This window comes from Saprospira grandis str. Lewin (assembly GCF_000250635.1).
GTDB classification, from domain to species: Bacteria; Bacteroidota; Bacteroidia; order Chitinophagales; family Saprospiraceae; genus Saprospira; species Saprospira grandis.
On record NC_016940.1, the window covers coordinates 1,858,720 to 1,874,771 of the forward strand.

Sequence of the window (16,052 nt, forward strand, 5' to 3'; positions counted from 1 at the left end):
TTGGGTCTGGCCTGCGGCCCCCCTTGCGGGCAGCTAGGCCGCTCATCCTTTTTCTTCGCTTTTTGGCCCCTTCTTCGGCCCTTTTTGCATCCAAAACAAAGTTTTTCCTTCCTCTGCTCTCCAAAACTCCTTACACTGCCTTATTTTGCGCTAAAAGCAATCTCCGCCCCTCTCCTACTGCGGCCAAAGCCAAGCGGCTATCGGCCTAGCGATGTGGAGGGGTGGCCGAAGGCCAGACCGAAGCGCGCAGCGCTGAAGGGCCGAGCAGACCTGCGAGCCCCAAAACGTAGCGCCGCAAGCGCAGCGCAGCGGAGGCCCCAAAAAAATATTCATCGCCTTAAATCATCCTACTTATGCCCTTTCGTCTTGGCTATCTGGCTGTTATCTCCCTCCTCTTTTTTAGTTTTTTGATGTGCCAATCGAGCCTGCCACCCAACGCGCCCGCTCTTGGCCCCCAGCTTTTTCCTCAAAAAAAGCAATTGCAAGCCCTAGAAGATCGCATTTTGGCCCAAGAAGAAACTTGGATTAATCAGAAGTGGGAAAGCATGAGCCCCGAAGAGCGACTCGGACAGCTTTTTATGGTGGCCGCCTACCCTTTGCATGGAAAAAATGATGAAATCCGCATGAAACGGCTCATCCAAAAGGAACATTTGGGCGGAGTGGTGCTCTTTAAAGGCCCACCCACTCGAGCTGCTAGCCTTTGCAATAAATATCAAGCCTGGGCGCCTAAGGTCCCCCTTTTGGTGGCCATTGATGGGGAATGGGGCTTGGCCATGCGGCTAGACTCTATCATTAATTACCCCCGACAATTGCTTTTTGGGGCCCTGCCCGACAATCGCCTGATTTATGATTTTGGCAAAGAAGTGGCCCGACAAGCCCAACATATTGGTATTCATATCAATTTTGCGCCAGTGGTTGATATTAACAATAATGCCGCAAATCCCGTGATTGGCGACCGCTCTTTTGGCGAGCAAAAACGCAATGTTACGGCCAAAGCCTATCAATATATGCGAGGCATGCAAGATCATGGGCTAATGGCCTGCGCCAAGCATTTTCCGGGACATGGCGATACGGATGTCGATTCTCATTACGATTTACCGCAAATCAAACATCCTAGGAGTCGATTGGACAGCCTAGAACTCTACCCTTTTCGGCAGTTGATTCCACAAGGTTTGGGCTCTATTATGGTGGCCCACCTCAATATTCCGGCCCTAGACCCTAGAGATAAGCGGCCCACCACCCTTTCTTATGCCACCATCCAAAAGCTCCTCAAAGAAGAGCTCAACTTTAAGGGGCTCGTCATTACCGATGCCATGAATATGCAAGGTGTGGCCAAGCATTATGGGCCTGGCCAAGCCGATGTAGAAGCCCTAAAAGCGGGAAATGACATCCTATTAATGTCTCAAAGAGTGGCACAATCTAAAAAAATGATTTTGGCCGCCCTGAAAAAAGGCGATTTGAGCTGGGAGGATCTCGAGCAGCGCATCCGCAAGATTTTGCGGGCAAAATATAGAGCGGGATTGGCAAATTACAAGCCCGTATCGACCAAAAATGTGGTTAAAAACATCAATAATCAGGCGGCTCAAGATTTATATAAAAAAATATTGGGGCAGAGTTTGACCCTAATGGCCAATCCCGATAGCCTGCTCCCGCTTCGTCAAATCAAGGGACGAAAACTAGCGAGTCTTTGCATTGGTTCTGGCCGTAAAAACAGCTTTCAGTTAGAACTACAGCGCTATGGCATTCAGCAGCATTTTTATGCGGGCACAAGGATTTCGGCAGGACAAGAGCGGCGTTTATTGCAGCAATTGGGGCAGCAAGAAGTTGTCTTTGTAGCCCTTGACCGTCTTCGTAGGAAGCAAAAAGACCGTTTTGGGGTATCCACTTCTGTGGAGCGCTTTGTCAAAAAGCTAAGTAAAAAGACCAAGGTGGTCCTTATCGCCTTTGGCAGCCCTTATAGCTTAGGCTACTTTGAAGAAGTGCCCTACCTCTCTTGTGCTTATGTCAACGATCGCTCGGCCCAAATTCAGGCCGCAAGAGCTATGGTTGGTGCACAATCTTTTATGGGCCAACTGCCTGTTTCGGCCAGCAAAAAATTAAGAGCGGGCTTAGGCGTAAAAACGCAGATTTTCCGTATGCCCCATGCCGAGAGTCCCGAATCTATGGGCATGCGCAGCGATATTCTAAATCAGATTGATAAAATTGCCGAAGAAGCGATTCGCAAAAAGGCCACCCCAGGTTGCCAAATCTTAGTGGCCAAATCGGGAAAAATTGTTTTTCACAAGGCCTACGGTCATCATACCTACGCCAAAAGACGTCCACAGCGCTTAGATGATGTTTATGACTTGGCCTCTGTGACCAAGGTAGCCGCTACCACCATGACCCTCATGCACCTTTATGAACGGGGCCTAATTGATTTAGATGCTCCATTGGGCCAGTATATTCCTGAGCTCAAGGGCAGCAACAAAGCCAATTTGAAAATTCGGGCTGTTTTGGCGCATCAGGCGGGGCTCAAGCCTTGGATTCCCTTTTATGCCAAAACCTTGGATGAGAATAAGCGCCCAATGGATAGCCTCTATCGCAAAAAGCCGCAAGGTCCTTATCAGCTTCGGATTGCCGAAGGGCTATATTTCCATAGAGATAAGGTAAAGCCCTATTTGTGGGACCGCATTATTGAGCAAAACCTTCGGGGGCGGACCAACTATAAATACAGCGATTTGGGCTTCTATTTATTTGCTCGTTTGGTAGAAGAAGTAAGTGGACAAACCCTAGATCAATATGTTCAAGAGCATTTTTATGCGCCTATGGGGCTAGAATACACGGGCTTCAACCCCTTAAATCGAAACATTAGCAAAAGCCAGATTATTCCCAGCGAAGAAGATAAATACTACCGCTACCAAAAGGTCCAGGGCGATGTGCATGATATGGGGGCGGCTATGCTAGCTGGGGTTTCTGGACATGCGGGACTATTTTCTCAGGGCCAAGAGCTGGCCGCCATTTATCAGCTTTGGCTCAATGGAGGCAGCTATAAGGGCCGTCAATACCTCAAAGAGAGCACAATTGCCCTATTTACCAAGCAATATAGTGCTCGCTCTCGCCGAGGCTTGGGCTTTGATCGCAAAGAAATTACCGATCCCAACGCTTCCATTAATGTAGCCAAACAAGCATCGCCCAATACTTTTGGGCATCTGGGCTTTACGGGCATTGGCGCTTGGGCCGACCCCGACAATGAGTTGATTTATATATTTTTATCCAACAGAACTTATCCAGATAGCGAAAATATGCAGCTTATCCGCTTAGATATTCGGACTAGAATTCATGAGCTTTGTTATCAGGCTTTGGGGGAATAAATAAAATGCGATTTAATGGAATTATTTTCAAAAAGTTTGTATTTTTAAAGCATCAACACCCGCCTCGCCTCTCGAAGCTGTCTATATTTTTAATTTTTATAAGGTTATTGCCTCCGGACTTTCAACCTGTTCATTTAAAGATTAGGCTTCTGATGCGCACTTTTGGCGGGTTTTTTTATGCCCTAACGATATCTCTGCCCTTACTCCACCTTTTGGCTCCATTAAAACCAGAGCAACTCTCACAAATGGGCTTCCCAAATAATTGGCGCACTGAAAAGCTATGGGGGTAGCTTTAAACATCCTCTACATCTTTTAAAGTAATCGCTCCAGTAGCATCTTCTACCGCCAAACGCAATAAGAGCCCAAAATCATCATCCTCATCAATTTTTAAATCCCGACAAAGACGTTTTCGAAAGCCTCCCTCTGGCAAAATGCTAAAGAAATAAGCAAAAAGGTGCTCTGACCGATATTCCTGCTGACTTTTCGGCATCCTAAAAATTATACTGGGCCGCAAAGGATCTGCAAACCAAGCATCCCGATAACGAAAACCAAAACTGCCATCTTTTTCCTGCCAAATATCAGCCGCCTCTTCTCCCTTAAATAAAACTGTCGCTTTTCGCATCACTATCTATTGTTCTAATTTCAAAGTTCAATCTCAACCCCATTGTATCCCCCACTAAAAATAAGGTCCTGAGCGTTGGATTTGCCTTCCCTAATTCCAGTTGCTTCAAAGCCCTTAAACTTACACCAGCTATTTCCGCTAACTCTTCCTGCGTCAATTTAAGCTGCTTTCGCCTCGATTTAAGCTGCTTGGCCAAATGTATCCACTCCATTTTTTCGCATTTAATTGTGCACTATAATACACTAAATAGCAAAAACCTAACCATTCCAAGCAGAAAAACCAACAAAAGTGCATTTAAAAACACTTTCACTATTTCTTTTTTGGGGCTGCCCCGCCCTGCGGGCGGGTCGGGCCATTGCGCAGCTCGCAGGTCTGCTCGGCCCTGCGGCGCTACGCGCCTTGGTCTGCCGCCTGCGGCGGCCCTGCTACAGCCCCTCAGCCGATTCGCTGGCTGAATAGCCAGCGAGAGGGCCGTTCGGCTGCGCCATGATCTATCTATACAAGCCTAAGGCGGCCCTTTCTTCTGGCCAGCAAAAGCTTGGACCCACTCTACTTTTTGATGATTTTAGCCCTGCGGCCCAATTCTATTTGTCCCTCTTCGGCCATTAGCGCTCCCCCTTTTTCAATGATAATTTTAGCTTTGGGTCCCAAAATGATTTTGGCGCCCTTTTCTAGTTTCAGTTGGCAATCTTTAGCAATATAAAGTCTAGACTTTTTGGCCAAATAACAGCTGCTCCCCTGCTCTAAAGTCAAAACCGTAGGCCCCACAAAGCTGCCATTTGCTTGTTGGCGACTCCGATTGGCGGTGCCTGAAGGACGCAATTGCAAAACTTGTTTTTTGGCCAAAATGAGGTCTACTCGCTCATCTTTGCTGCAATTGGGCAAAATAATTTCTCCAGCCCAATCTTGGCCCTCCTCTAACTCAATGGCTTTGCGCTCAATTTCTAAAATATAGCGCTGGTTTTCTGTGGCCAAAACCTTAATATGTAGATCCTGCAAGCGGTAAGGCGCCTGAAGATCCTTTCTAAAGTCATATTTGGGGTAATGGACCAAAGCGGGGTTGCCCCCCGCCCAAAGTTGATCGCCTGGACCAAAGGCTTGGTTTCGGTAGCCTTGAGGCAAAGGTGCTACCGCCTGCATGCCAAAACTTTGGTAGAGTTCGCTATAGCCGCCCGTATCATTTTGCTCATAAATAATGGGCATGCCCTCATTTCGGGCGCCATTATAATTGCGGTTGTAAGCAATTCGGCCATCTTGATTCAAATCGGCCCGAAAAAAGAAAAAGGGATTGGTCCCACTGACCGCATTGGGCCTTAATCGCTGAAAGCGATAAAGCGGATTGCCCCAAGCATTGCGTTTAGGCTCTTCTTGAATATAAGTATAATCGTAATTTCCAGCCGCATTAATGGGATAAAGCGCATTGCAAGCTGGCGAAAGCGCCCGAACAATTTGTTGCAGGCTATCGATGCCCGTATCATCTACATAAGCGTAGAGTCCTGCTGGGGTACCGCTCAGTTGCAATTGGCCCAGCTGCTGCCCAGCCCAAGCGTGTTCATCAAAGGGATGTAGTTTTTGGTGCAGCTCTAGCCAAAGCCATTGACCCTGGCCCTGCGGCAGCCGAATGCGGATCGCCTCCTGTTCTGTACAAAAATCGCCTAGGGCCAAAACCTCTTTTTGGCCAAAATCTAGCTCTAGGCTGCGCAAATTGGGCAAATAGCCCATATACCAAGCTTCCCAGGCATTAAAAAGCTGAAAAATGGGGATAGTGCTGGTGGCGCCCCAGCCAATAGCGGGCCGTCTAAAATAATCGCCTACTGTTTGATTGGCCCCAAAAAAGTGGGGCGCATTAAAGAGGCTATGGGCCAATTCGTGGACAAACACATTGGAGCCCCACATCATGGTAAACCCTTGTTGGATGCTATAGCCTTGGTAGCTTTCGAGCCCAATGCTGCCAGGGCTAGCAAAACCACCCCCAGAGCCCAGCCAGCGGTTCATGCCAGGGGCGGGTTGCTGGCTCCAATTTGGCGAATAGCGATAGACAAAAATGACATAATCGATTAAGCTATCGGGGGCTGTATTTTGGTTATCGAACTGGAAATTGGGGCGATTTGTTCTTTGGTCCAAATGGCTAAGGGGCAAATTGGGGTTGGCGGCCATCATGGCAAAAAGGGCTTTGCGGTTCATATCGGACCAACTGCGGCCGCCGCTGGGGTTGATGCCCACAGCAGCGGCTTGGCCGCTACTATCCTTAAAAACCTCTACCGTAAATTGAAACTGCCCTTGAGATTGGAGAAAAAAGAGCGAAGAGGCATTGAAACCCATTTTGCTTAAATTATCGGCTTCAAAATCGCTACTATCATTGGCCATAAAGCTGGGGCAGCGGCCTGTTTCGGGGTCAATAGGATTGGGCAGCATATTGGGGTTTTGGCTATCCCATTGGGCCAAATAATGGTCTTGATTTTTAAAATTGGGATTCGTTTGGGGCTGATCCGTAAAATAGACGGGAACCAAAAGCGCTTTGAGTTGGCCTTTGGGGGTAAAGACTCCTCCGTAGGGGGCGTAGGGGCCTTTTTGGGCCAAAAGGAAAAGCGGGAAAAAGAGGAAGAATAAAGATAATCGCATAGAAAAATGTATTTTAGCTAGCTATACAATAAGCTCAAGAGAAGAAAAATTGGCTAGGCCTTAGCTGGCCTAGCGATGTGCAGCAGTGGCCCGAAGGGCCAGACCAAAGCCCGAAGGGCTGCAGGGCCGAGCGAACAGCGAGCTGCGGAACGTAGCGCCTGCCGCAGGCAGGAGGCCCCAAAAAATAAAAAAACATGAGAAGGTTAAGATACATCTTGTACTGTTGTTTGTGGGCTTCTGTTTTGCTGGGGCAAGACAGTTTAGTTTGGGAGCAAGAGTTGGACCTCTATTTGGCCGAGGCGGATGCCTTATATCGGAAAGATCGGCGGAAGGCCATGGATATTTTGAGATTTGCGGAGAGCAAGGCCAAAGGGTTCAAAGACAGTCTTGCTTTGGCTCGAATTTACAACAACATGGGGCATAGTTATCGGCATTGGGGCTATACCTATCGGGCGGCGGAGCTATTTAGGAACAGCTACATTTTGATGAAAAATGCGGGTAAAGAAGAGTCTGCAGGTTTTTCATTGATTGACATTGGCAACCTATACTACGACCTCAAAAAATATGAAGAAGCCCGGCCCTACTATGAGGGGGCCATTGCCATTTTTGACCCCAAAAAGGAGGCTGGGGCAAGGGGTATAGAGACCTGTTATAACAACTTGGCCTTATTGGCTGAGGAGAAGGGGGATTATTCTGAAGCCGAGCAATATTTTCGGAAAGCGCTAAGGTCTAGAGAACAATTTCAGGACTCCTTTTTACTGGCTCATTCCTACTTTTATTTGGGGCGTTTAGCCTTGGTCCAGAAAAGGGGGCCGCAAGCCGAGCAATTTGCCCGAAACTCTATGGAGCATCGTTCAGGCGGGCAATGGGCAGGGCGTTACGACCTAGAGTTTTTGCCCATTGCCCAGCACTACATTTTGGGAGAAGCCTTTCATTTGCAGCGGCAGATGGACAGTGCCGAGCATCATTTTTTACGCTCTATAGAATTGGCAGAGCCCTATCCGCAGCTGAGTCCCTACTTCTTAAAATCCTACTACAGTCTAGGGCTACTTTTTAGAGAAAAAGGCGATAAAAAAGAGGCCGAAAAGCTTTGGAAAGCCGCCTTAAAGAAAAGCCAAGCCCTTTCCTTTTTTGATGAAAAAGAGTTGCTTTGGAAAGCCCTCATCTCCTTATATCGAGAAGAAGAAAACTATGCGGCCATGGCGGCGGCCTACGAACAGCTCTACGATTTGGTCAAGCGGCAGACGCCAGGAGCCTCCGAGAGCATGTTGCGTTTTCATGCCGAGTGGCGAAACTACAACAGCCGAGAAAAGCTAGCCCAGCAAGAGCAGGCCTTGGCCCAAGAGCAGAAAGAGCAGCGCATACAGTGGTGGATTTTATCGGTTATTGCTTGTTTGCTGGTTCTGCTGGCAGTATTTGTGGTTTTGCTCAATAAGAAAAGCCGAGAAGTGAGTCAGAAAAACATCAGTTTGAGTGAGCAAAACCGCACCATTGCGAGCAAGCAGCAAATTATTAGTGAAAATGCGGAAGAGCTAAGAGAACTGAACGAGACCAAAGACCTCTTATTTTCGGTCATTGCCCATGATTTGCGGGGGCCATTTAACAGCTTGACTGGTTTTTCTAAGCTCATGCAAACCTACATCCAAAACAACCGTTGGCAAGAGCTCAAAACCTCCTTTCAGATTTTAGATGAATCCTCTCAGCAAGCCTATTGGATTTTTGAAAACCTCTTGGGTTGGATACAAGGGCAAACAGGCAAACTAGAAGCTGAAAACCAAGACATTGATATTCGGCCCATTGTAGAAGAGAGCTTGCGTTTGCTCAGCAGCATGCGTTTACTTAAAAACCTAAACATTTACCAGGACTATGTATCGGCCTACGCCAAGGCCGATCCCTATATGCTACGAACCGTTTTGCGCAACCTACTGACCAATGCCATTAAGTTTTCCTCGGAAGGGGGAAATATCTATATTCGTAGTTGGGAGGAGGGAAATCTATTGTATATTGAGGTAGAAGATGAGGGCGAAGGCATGAGCAAAGAAGCCATTCGTAAGCTCTTTCAGACCCAAAAGCTACAGACCAAAAGTAAAAGCGTTTCGGGTTTGGGACTGATCTTAGCCAAGCAGTTTACCGAATGTATGCAAGGGCAAATTAGCATTGAGAGCCAAGAGCAAAAAGGCAGTATTTTCCGCCTTAGCCTTCCGCTTGGCGAACAAGCTCAGGTGCCCGTTCCAGAAAGCATGCAGCCCCATAAGCAAACGGCCATTGCCCCCTCTCCGGCCACAGATGCCCAAAGCTTTATGCAAGAGCATCTGCTTCAGTTGAAAAACTGCCTTGCGCCTTACCTAAGCGAGCTCAACAGCCTCACTGTTTATGAAGCCTCCGCTTTGCGAAAAATAGTCGCAGAACTACAAGCCAAAACAGAAAATGAATTGGCCCTACAACAATGGTGCAGCCTTCTACAACAGGCTATTTATAATAGCGACCAGCCCCTTTATGAACAACTAACTACTCCTCTTTATGCCCTCTGAGTACCAATATAGTCTTCTGATTGTAGACGATAACCCCCAAAATCGTCTGCTTGCTGTAGAACAACTCATGCAGCAAGAAGAAACCTATAAGATTTTAGCCGCACCCTCTGCAGCCATCGCCGACAAACTACTAGAACGCTACGCCATTGACCTTATCTTGCTCGATTGGGAAATGCCCGGCACCAATGGCATTAGCTTTTTGCAAAAACTCAAAGCCCACCCCCAACAACAAAATATTCCCGTCATTATGTATACCGGCATCATGACTAGCCCCGAATCTTTGCGGGAGGCCCTAGATGCTGGGGCCGCCGACTTTCTGCGCAAACCCGCAGACCCCATAGAGCTACTCGCCCGCTGCCGATCTATCCTCAGCCGAGACCAATATTATAAGGCCCTTATACAAGCCGAAGAAGAACGCTCTCGCTTTAAGCTGCAAGAACTCTCGGCTAGCCTGATCCAAATTGCTCAGCAAAAGCGATTGCTCAAAGAAATTTTAGATGAACTAGAACAACTGGAAAGCCATGGGCCCCTGCTCCAACTCCAACAAAAAATTAAACATAAACTCAAAGTAGAAGGCAATTGGAGCGAACTGCAAAACCGCATCCAACTCCTACATCAGGAGTTTATCAAAAAACTAGAAAGTACCCACCCCAATATCAGCCAAGAAGAACTCATCTATTGTACCCTGATTTATATGGGCCTAGACCAAAAGGAAATTATGGATATTCTAGACATCTCTCCAGAGTCTGCCCTCCGCAATAGATACCGCCTAAGACAAAAAATGCAACTGCACAGCCAAGAACGTTTAGAAGAATATTTGAAAAATATTTAGAAAAAGTTGTGAGATCTCAAATAGCTTGTTATATTTGCATCCGCTACAACGAAAGTTATGGCCCATTCGTCTATCGGTTAGGACGCCAGGTTTTCATCCTGGAAAGAGGGGTTCGATTCCCCTATGGGCTACTTTTTTAGTTCTTTTTTTGAACGCCATTATGGCCCATTCGTCTATCGGTTAGGACGCCAGGTTTTCATCCTGGAAAGAGGGGTTCGATTCCCCTATGGGCTACTTTTTTTAGTTCTTTTTTTGAACGCCATTTTATGGCCCATTCGTCTATCGGTTAGGACGCCAGGTTTTCATCCTGGAAAGAGGGGTTCGATTCCCCTATGGGCTACGCTTCCGACCTCAGTCAGCTTTATGTTGGCTGGGGTCATTTTTTGTTTAGGGGTAGCTGCTCCAAGGCCGAGGCGGGTTTTTCTTGCTGGGCGGCCTACAAAAATGGTCCATATAAAAAAATAGGCATTTTTTGCCCAAGGCCAATAGCTGCTCTTCCTCTGTTTTTGGGCCCTCTATGGGCTTAAAATAGCGGCGAACATGCCGTCTAAAATTCTTACTTTTGGAGAGCTCGGCCCGAATGGCCATATAAGTAGCCCCCGAGTTGGCATAGCTCAGATGTTGCAGCCAACGCAGCTCCCACTTTCGCCAAACGCCATCTACCTTACAATTGGCGCCCAAGCTATTCAGGGCGCGCTCTACGGGCCGCATATTGCCATAATGCACCTTTACATGCATGCAAATATTGGCCGTTGCTTGATGCGGAATAGTTGGGGCCCAAATATCTTCCCAAAGTCCTTCTAGCACCGCCGCCGCCTGCTCATAACTAAAATTACTGAGCTCTTCTTTGGTCACGGGCCGGCCCAGATGCAAGCTAGCCGCACAAGCACTAATATCTCTAAATGTGCCTACCAACTGCCCTTGCCCTGCCCGACAACTGGTCCAGTTGCTGCCATCTTTAGGGTTGGGGTTCTGCATGCCGTTATTGCTGGCCTTGGTCAGTTTGGCCCGAAAAGGCGTTTGCATATAGGTCTCAAAACTGGCCTGCGGAAAAAACACTCGCAGCAATCCTTGCCCCCACATCCATTGAGGCAAGAGAAATAAAGCTGCACAAATAATAAGTTTAGGGGAAATCATAAGTTTTGTTTTTTGGGGCCTCAGCTGCGCTGCGCTTGCTGCGCTACGTTTCGCAGCTCGCAGGTCTGCTCGGCCCTGCGGCGCTAAAGCGCCTTGGTCTGGCCCTTTGGGCCACTGCTGCACATCGCTAGGCCGAGATGAGGCCTGGCCTTAAGGCAAAATAATACGACTTTCTAGCGCTTAATCTAAAACGGGAATAGGGTTGCGGTCCTCATCTATGGCCACAAAACTAAAGCAACCGTTAATGGCTAGCTCTCGGCTGTCTTCATACATTTCTTCTAGGTAAATGCGGACATCAATGTCTAGGCTGGTACGCCCTACCTTGCTTACCTTGGCCACAAATTCGGCTAAAGTACCTGCTGGAATAGGATGATTAAAATTTACTCGATCCGAGCAAATGGTCACTACTCTTTTTCGGCAAAAGCGGGTAGCGCAGATAAAGGCCACCTCATCCATAAGTTGCAAAGCCGCCCCACCAAAAAGCGTATTATAATGGTTGGTGGTATTGGGAAAAATGGCCTTAAATATTCTGGTCGTCGATTGTTCTTTACGTTCTTCTAAAGTCATTGCTTTTGTTTTATGAACTCCTGTTCAGCATGAAAGAATAAGACGAAACTAGGCCTTTTTTAGCATTTCTAGTAAAAAGCGGGGGCCTCTGCCCTTAATAAAAAACTAAAGGGCCGCTATAAGCGAAGCATTCAGAACAATTTTTGCGGCAAAAGGCTTACATTAGACCAAGGGCCTATTTTGGTCCCTACAGGCCCGAAGGGCCGCAGGCTGAGGGATGGATAGCAGGGCCGCCGAAGGCGGCAGACCAAAGCGCTGAAAGCGCTGCAGGGCCGAGCGAACAGCGAGCTGCGACACAGCCCGACCCGAGCGAAGCGAGGGGCAGCCCCAACTCATTATGAATCTTGAACGACTATGTATAAGTATCTCTTTTTGGCCCTTTTTATTTCGGCCATCTCTCCTACTTTTGGGCAAAGCTTTAATAATGCCCAAAAAGCCAGACTTTGCCTACAATATTACCGCAATGGCGAATTTGAAAAGGCGGCAGCTTGCTTTGAGGAGCTGCACAACAAAGACCGCAGCCACGACTACTACTATGAGCGTTATTTGAGCGCCTTATTTGAATTGGAAGACTATAAAACGGCCGAAAAAGTAATTAAGCGGGCCATCAAGGCGAGTCCAGAAAAACTAGAACGGCGAGTAGATTATGGGCGGCTTTATGCTCGGCAGCAAAAAATGGAAAAGGCCGAAAAGGAGTATAAGCGGGCCATTAAGGAACTAACGGGCAACCAAATTCAGATCAGTCGCTTGGCCAATGCTTTTCAGAAGCAAGACCGGCATGCCGAGATGGTGGCCACCTATGAAAAAGGGGAAAAACTATTGGGGCAGCCAGGGATTTTTGCCTATCAGCGGGGAAATGCCCATCGTTTGGCCGGCAATGCCGAGGAAATGGTCAAGGCTTATTTGGATGCCATTGAGGCCGTGCCAGGTCGCTTGACCAATATACAAGCCTTTTTGCAGCGGTATTTGCCCGAGATGACCGGCAGCTATGACGCACTAAAAACAGAGCTCTTTCGGAGAAGCCAAAAAGATGCAAACAACAGCCTCTATCCCGAAATGCTCGTTTGGGTTTATGTGCAAGAAGAAGACTTTGAGAGTGCTTTAGTGCAAGCTCGGGCCCTAGATTTGCGTTTGCAGGAAAATGGCTCTAGGGTCTATAAGTTGGCCCAAATGGCCCTGAATGAAGAGCAATATCAGGCCGCCTTAGATGCCTTTGCCTACATTGTGGAGGAAAAAGGCAAAACCTCTATTTATTACATCAATGCCAAAGAGCAAATTCTGTATACCAAGCGCAAGCAGCTCAGCAAGGGCTTTGCCTATACCGAAGAACAACTCCGGACCTTGGAGGGCGAGTATAAAGCCTTTTTGAAGGAATTTGGGCAAAATGCGGGCACCTATGGCATCATGAAACAACTAGCCGAATTGGAAGCCCTCTACCTCAATGATTTGGATCAAGCCATTCAGATTTTGAAAGTAGCCGTAGAAATGCCTCGTTTGGACCGCAAGCGCCTAGCCGAAGCCAAAATCCAGCTGGGCGATTACTTCTTGATGAACCAAGAAGTTTGGGAGGCTAGTCTGCTCTATAGCCAAGTAGACAAGGACCAAAAAGATAGCCCCTTGGGCGAAAAGGCCCGTTATAAAAATGCCAAACTCTCTTATTATAAAGGCGACTTTGAATGGGCCCAAGACCAGCTCGAAATTCTAAAAGGAGCCACCTCTGAGCTCATCTCCAACGATGCCATAGATGTTTCGGTCTTTATTATGGAGCATTACAATTTGGATACGACGGCCAACAGCATGCGTCTTTTTGCCCAAGCCGAGCTAAAAATCTTTCAGCATCGCTTTGAAGAAGCCTTCTCGCAGATGGATAGCATCAAATTGCTTTATAAGGGGCATGGACTAGAAGACGACATCCATTTTGCCAGGGCCAAGGTCTTTTTGCAAAAACTAGATTATAGCAAAGCCCTAAGCGAATTGGAGCAAATTGTGGCCAACTACCCCGAGGGCATTTTGGTCGATAACGCCCTCTTTCAAATGGCCCAAATTTATGAAGAGCGACTCAATCAACCAGAAAAAGCCATGCCCCTCTACGAGCAAATCCTCATGGAGCATATGGGCAGCTACTTTACCGTAGAAGCCCGAAAACGCTTTAGGAAATTGCGTGGCGATGGCGTATAAATAGAAAGCCCACAGCTTTTGGCTGCGGGCTTTTTCATTACAAATCCTAAATATACTTATGCTTGTTCTTATATTCTTTGCTTAGCGGCTAGCTTGTAGCCCCTGCTCCAAATTGCTGGGCAAAGTCGTCAATTCGCCTTTTTGGTTCAAGTTGTACCATTGGCCATCTTTTTTGACCATAGCCAAGCCATTTTGGCCAAAACTGCGGACCGCTTCAAATTCTGCAGCCACAATCAAAGCGCCCTGCTCATTGATAAAGCCCCATTTTCCATTGATCTGAACCGCAGCAGCAGCCTGCTCAAAACGGCCCACCCAATCAAAGCGGAAACTGCTAATCTTGCGCCCCTGCTTATTGATAAAGCTCCATTTGTTGCCCTTGCGAATAGCCGCATAGCCATTCTCAAAGGGGCGAATTTCCTCATAGCGAGGAGCAATGATTTCTACGCCCTGTGCATTGACAAGGCCGTATTTATTGTATAATTTGGTCAAAGCTACTCCCTCTTGATAGGCAGAAACTACCTCGGCCCCACTGGCCGTTTCTTCCCCAATAGCCGTGATTTCAATAGCCAAATCCTCATTGCTGTATAGGGCCCAACTAGCCTGAGCAGAAACGGACTGAAAACCGATAAATAAACTAAGGGCGAAGAAGAAATTACGAAAATTCATAAGGGTGAAATTTGAGTTGGAGATATTTGTATCTGTTTATTTTTTGGGAGTTGTTCCTCCCTTTTGTTGACACAAAGATAGGGCAAGCCCAAAGCTAGGGCAAGTTCTCTCGACTTCAAGCCCCATTTTTCCGACCAAAATCCACTAAAAAACATTCATTTACAATGGCTTGCCCAAAGATAGGCCTTAGATTCTTGGGCCAAAAAGAAGGGTCAAGAAATTTTCGGCCAAAAAGCAGCAAATAGAAATATAAACAAGAAGCCTAGTTAAGTAGTACAAAATATTATTTTATTTAAACTTTCATTTTAAGCGGGCTTCCAAATTAACATTGGCTTTACAAGCCTTAATTTTAAGGCTAAATTGGGAGGATATTTGCTGCAGGAAGAGTGCCAAAAAAGAAAAAAAGGAGCTAGCGCCTAGATTAAACTTTAATTTTGTAATTTTATATTATGCCTAATTTTCATAGGCCTAAGGGGCCAAAATTTGGGTTTCATCAGTTAAAAATTTGCCTTATGCGTATTCTATCCACTCTATTTTTTTTGTTGCTCTGCCTAAGTTTGTGGGCCCAAAAGTCTGAAAAACAAGAAGCCTTTGAAAAAGGCCAGCAGATCAAGAGCTCGGCGGTGCAACTAGACAAAAGTAAGCTACAAAGTTTGCGTTCGGCCCCAACTATGCAAATGTATCAGCAGGGCACTAATCAATCGGTAAAAGCGCCTACGCCTCTGCGGCAGCTGCAAGATGTCAAGCAACGCAGCAGCGAGGATGGTCGCCCCTCTAAACAAGAAGAGCTGCTTTTGCTCGAACTAAAAAACCAGGCAACGCCCAAAGAATAATTCTTTTGTATTTTTGGGGCTGCCCTTGCGGCCTACGGCCTTGGGTCGGGCTCTGTCGTGGCTCGCAGGTCTGCTCGGCCCTGCGCCAGCAAGCTGGCTGGGTCTGCGGCTGCGCCGCCCCACTTTCTATCCCTCAGCCGGCTCGCTGCGCTCGCCCTGCCCGCCCTTATTTTTTTTTGGACCAAAACGACAATATCATGAAATACCTATTTATTGCCCTTTTCCTTTTCGGCAGTTCCGCCATTTTTGCCCAACACCAACATAAAACCGCTCCCATTCAAGAAGGCGATCAACTGAAGGTACCTCCCTCTAGCCAACTACAACAAAGTAATCAGGCCCTCAGCCGCCGTTCGGGCCAAAGAAACGCCAAAAGCAACAACCAACTGCTATTGGGCAAACGCAAACCCAACGATAGTCAAGCCGCCGTTCGGGCCCGCCTAGATGGCCGCCCCTCGCCTAGAGAAGAACGCATTTTGGCCGAAGAGCGCAGCAAAGCCCAACAAGCCGTAACCGAGTAAGTCTGCGCCTAGCAGGGCGCAAAGCGCCCGCAGGCTGAGGGATGGACAGCAGGGCCCCGAAGGGGCAGACCAAAGGCTTTTGAAGCAAAGCGAAAAAGCCTGCAGGGCCGAGCAGACCTGCGAGCTGCGATACAGCCCGACCCGCCCAGAGGGCGGGACAGCCCCAAAAAAGCAACAAATAGCATAGAAAAGAAGC

12 protein-coding genes and 3 tRNA genes are annotated in these 16,052 nt (G+C 47.6%); 9 read left to right on the plus strand and 6 right to left on the minus strand.

The features are described from left to right. The first annotated feature begins 353 nt into the window (after positions 1-353). Positions 354-3,350, plus strand: a complete 2,997-nt coding sequence (locus tag SGRA_RS08350) for a serine hydrolase domain-containing protein (protein WP_015692210.1) — start codon at positions 354-356, stop codon at positions 3,348-3,350. 292 nt (positions 3,351-3,642) lie between these two features. Here the strand turns inward: SGRA_RS08350 and SGRA_RS08360 are convergent, their stop codons facing one another. The 3 genes from SGRA_RS08360 to SGRA_RS08370 all read right to left on the minus strand — a co-directional run bounded on the left by SGRA_RS08360 (position 3,643) and on the right by SGRA_RS08370 (position 6,594). Then, positions 3,643-3,972, minus strand: coding sequence for a HipA N-terminal domain-containing protein (locus SGRA_RS08360; RefSeq protein WP_015692212.1), 330 nt, complete (start codon positions 3,970-3,972; stop codon positions 3,643-3,645). Then, positions 3,947-4,183 (minus strand): helix-turn-helix domain-containing protein, encoded by a 237-nt coding sequence (locus SGRA_RS08365; protein WP_015692213.1) that lies wholly within the window; start codon positions 4,181-4,183, stop codon positions 3,947-3,949. The genes SGRA_RS08360 and SGRA_RS08365 overlap by 26 nt, the downstream gene beginning before the upstream one ends. A 338-nt stretch (positions 4,184-4,521) precedes the next feature. Next, complete coding sequence (locus SGRA_RS08370; protein WP_015692214.1) at positions 4,522-6,594, minus strand: hypothetical protein; 2,073 nt, start codon at positions 6,592-6,594, stop codon at positions 4,522-4,524. A gap of 194 nt (positions 6,595-6,788) precedes the next feature. On the opposite strand from SGRA_RS08370, the gene SGRA_RS08375 reads away from it, so the two are divergent. The 5 genes from SGRA_RS08375 to SGRA_RS08395 all read left to right on the plus strand — a co-directional run bounded on the left by SGRA_RS08375 (position 6,789) and on the right by SGRA_RS08395 (position 10,297). Beyond that, positions 6,789-9,125: a tetratricopeptide repeat protein gene (locus SGRA_RS08375; RefSeq protein WP_041329580.1), complete on the plus strand. Its 2,337-nt coding sequence runs from the start codon at positions 6,789-6,791 to the stop codon at positions 9,123-9,125. Beyond that, positions 9,115-9,957: a DNA-binding response regulator gene (locus SGRA_RS08380; protein WP_015692216.1), complete on the plus strand. Its 843-nt coding sequence runs from the start codon at positions 9,115-9,117 to the stop codon at positions 9,955-9,957. Before SGRA_RS08375 ends, SGRA_RS08380 begins: the two co-directional genes overlap by 11 nt. Positions 9,958-10,016: 59 nt before the next feature. Next, a tRNA-Glu gene (locus tag SGRA_RS08385) sits at positions 10,017-10,088 on the plus strand. Between the two features lie 31 nt (positions 10,089-10,119). Beyond that, positions 10,120-10,191 (plus strand) — tRNA-Glu (locus tag SGRA_RS08390). Positions 10,192-10,225: 34 nt separating this feature from the next. After that, a tRNA-Glu gene (locus tag SGRA_RS08395) sits at positions 10,226-10,297 on the plus strand. Positions 10,298-10,344: 47 nt separating this feature from the next. Here the strand turns inward: SGRA_RS08395 and SGRA_RS08400 are convergent. Continuing rightward, positions 10,345-11,094, minus strand: a complete 750-nt coding sequence (locus SGRA_RS08400) for a hypothetical protein (RefSeq protein ID WP_015692217.1) — start codon at positions 11,092-11,094, stop codon at positions 10,345-10,347. A gap of 180 nt (positions 11,095-11,274) precedes the next feature. After that, positions 11,275-11,661, minus strand: a complete 387-nt coding sequence (locus SGRA_RS08405; protein ID WP_015692218.1) for an acyl-CoA thioesterase — start codon at positions 11,659-11,661, stop codon at positions 11,275-11,277. A 354-nt stretch (positions 11,662-12,015) separates the two neighbouring features. Here SGRA_RS08405 and SGRA_RS08410 point away from each other — a divergent pair, with 354 nt between their 5' ends. Further along, positions 12,016-13,839 carry a tetratricopeptide repeat protein gene (locus SGRA_RS08410; RefSeq protein WP_015692220.1) on the plus strand — a complete coding sequence of 608 codons (1,824 nt, stop codon included), beginning with the start codon at positions 12,016-12,018 and terminating at the stop codon, positions 13,837-13,839. Between the two features lie 81 nt (positions 13,840-13,920). On the opposite strand, the gene SGRA_RS08415 is transcribed toward SGRA_RS08410, so the two are convergent. After that, positions 13,921-14,505: a WG repeat-containing protein gene (locus tag SGRA_RS08415; protein ID WP_015692221.1), complete on the minus strand. Its 585-nt coding sequence runs from the start codon at positions 14,503-14,505 to the stop codon at positions 13,921-13,923. 512 nt (positions 14,506-15,017) lie between these two features. Here SGRA_RS08415 and SGRA_RS08420 point away from each other — a divergent pair. Continuing rightward, entirely contained in the window at positions 15,018-15,338 is a 321-nt protein-coding gene (locus tag SGRA_RS08420; RefSeq protein ID WP_015692222.1) for a hypothetical protein, read from the plus strand. Between the two features lie 197 nt (positions 15,339-15,535). Beyond that, on the plus strand, positions 15,536-15,856 hold the full coding sequence (locus SGRA_RS23015) for a hypothetical protein (RefSeq protein WP_148268306.1): 321 nt from the start codon (positions 15,536-15,538) through the stop codon (positions 15,854-15,856). Positions 15,857-16,052 lie beyond the last annotated feature (196 nt).

Bases quoted from the DNA above. Each gene is read 5' to 3' on its own strand.
- SGRA_RS08370 (WP_015692214.1), bottom strand. From the start codon at position 6,594: ATGCGATTATCTTTATTCTTCCTCTTTTTCCCGCTTTTCCTTTTGGCC.
- SGRA_RS08415 (WP_015692221.1), bottom strand. From the start codon at position 14,505: ATGAATTTTCGTAATTTCTTCTTCGCCCTTAGTTTATTTATCGGTTTT.
- SGRA_RS08375 (WP_041329580.1), top strand. From the start codon at position 6,789: ATGAGAAGGTTAAGATACATCTTGTACTGTTGTTTGTGGGCTTCTGTT.
- SGRA_RS08410 (WP_015692220.1), top strand. From the start codon at position 12,016: ATGTATAAGTATCTCTTTTTGGCCCTTTTTATTTCGGCCATCTCTCCT.
- SGRA_RS08350 (WP_015692210.1), top strand. From the start codon at position 354: ATGCCCTTTCGTCTTGGCTATCTGGCTGTTATCTCCCTCCTCTTTTTT.
- SGRA_RS08420 (WP_015692222.1), top strand. From the start codon at position 15,018: ATGCGTATTCTATCCACTCTATTTTTTTTGTTGCTCTGCCTAAGTTTG.
- SGRA_RS08380 (WP_015692216.1), top strand. From the start codon at position 9,115: ATGCCCTCTGAGTACCAATATAGTCTTCTGATTGTAGACGATAACCCC.
- SGRA_RS08405 (WP_015692218.1), bottom strand. From the start codon at position 11,661: ATGACTTTAGAAGAACGTAAAGAACAATCGACGACCAGAATATTTAAG.
- SGRA_RS08360 (WP_015692212.1), bottom strand. From the start codon at position 3,972: ATGCGAAAAGCGACAGTTTTATTTAAGGGAGAAGAGGCGGCTGATATT.
- SGRA_RS23015 (WP_148268306.1), top strand. From the start codon at position 15,536: ATGAAATACCTATTTATTGCCCTTTTCCTTTTCGGCAGTTCCGCCATT.
- SGRA_RS08365 (WP_015692213.1), bottom strand. From the start codon at position 4,183: ATGGAGTGGATACATTTGGCCAAGCAGCTTAAATCGAGGCGAAAGCAG.
- SGRA_RS08400 (WP_015692217.1), bottom strand. From the start codon at position 11,094: ATGATTTCCCCTAAACTTATTATTTGTGCAGCTTTATTTCTCTTGCCT.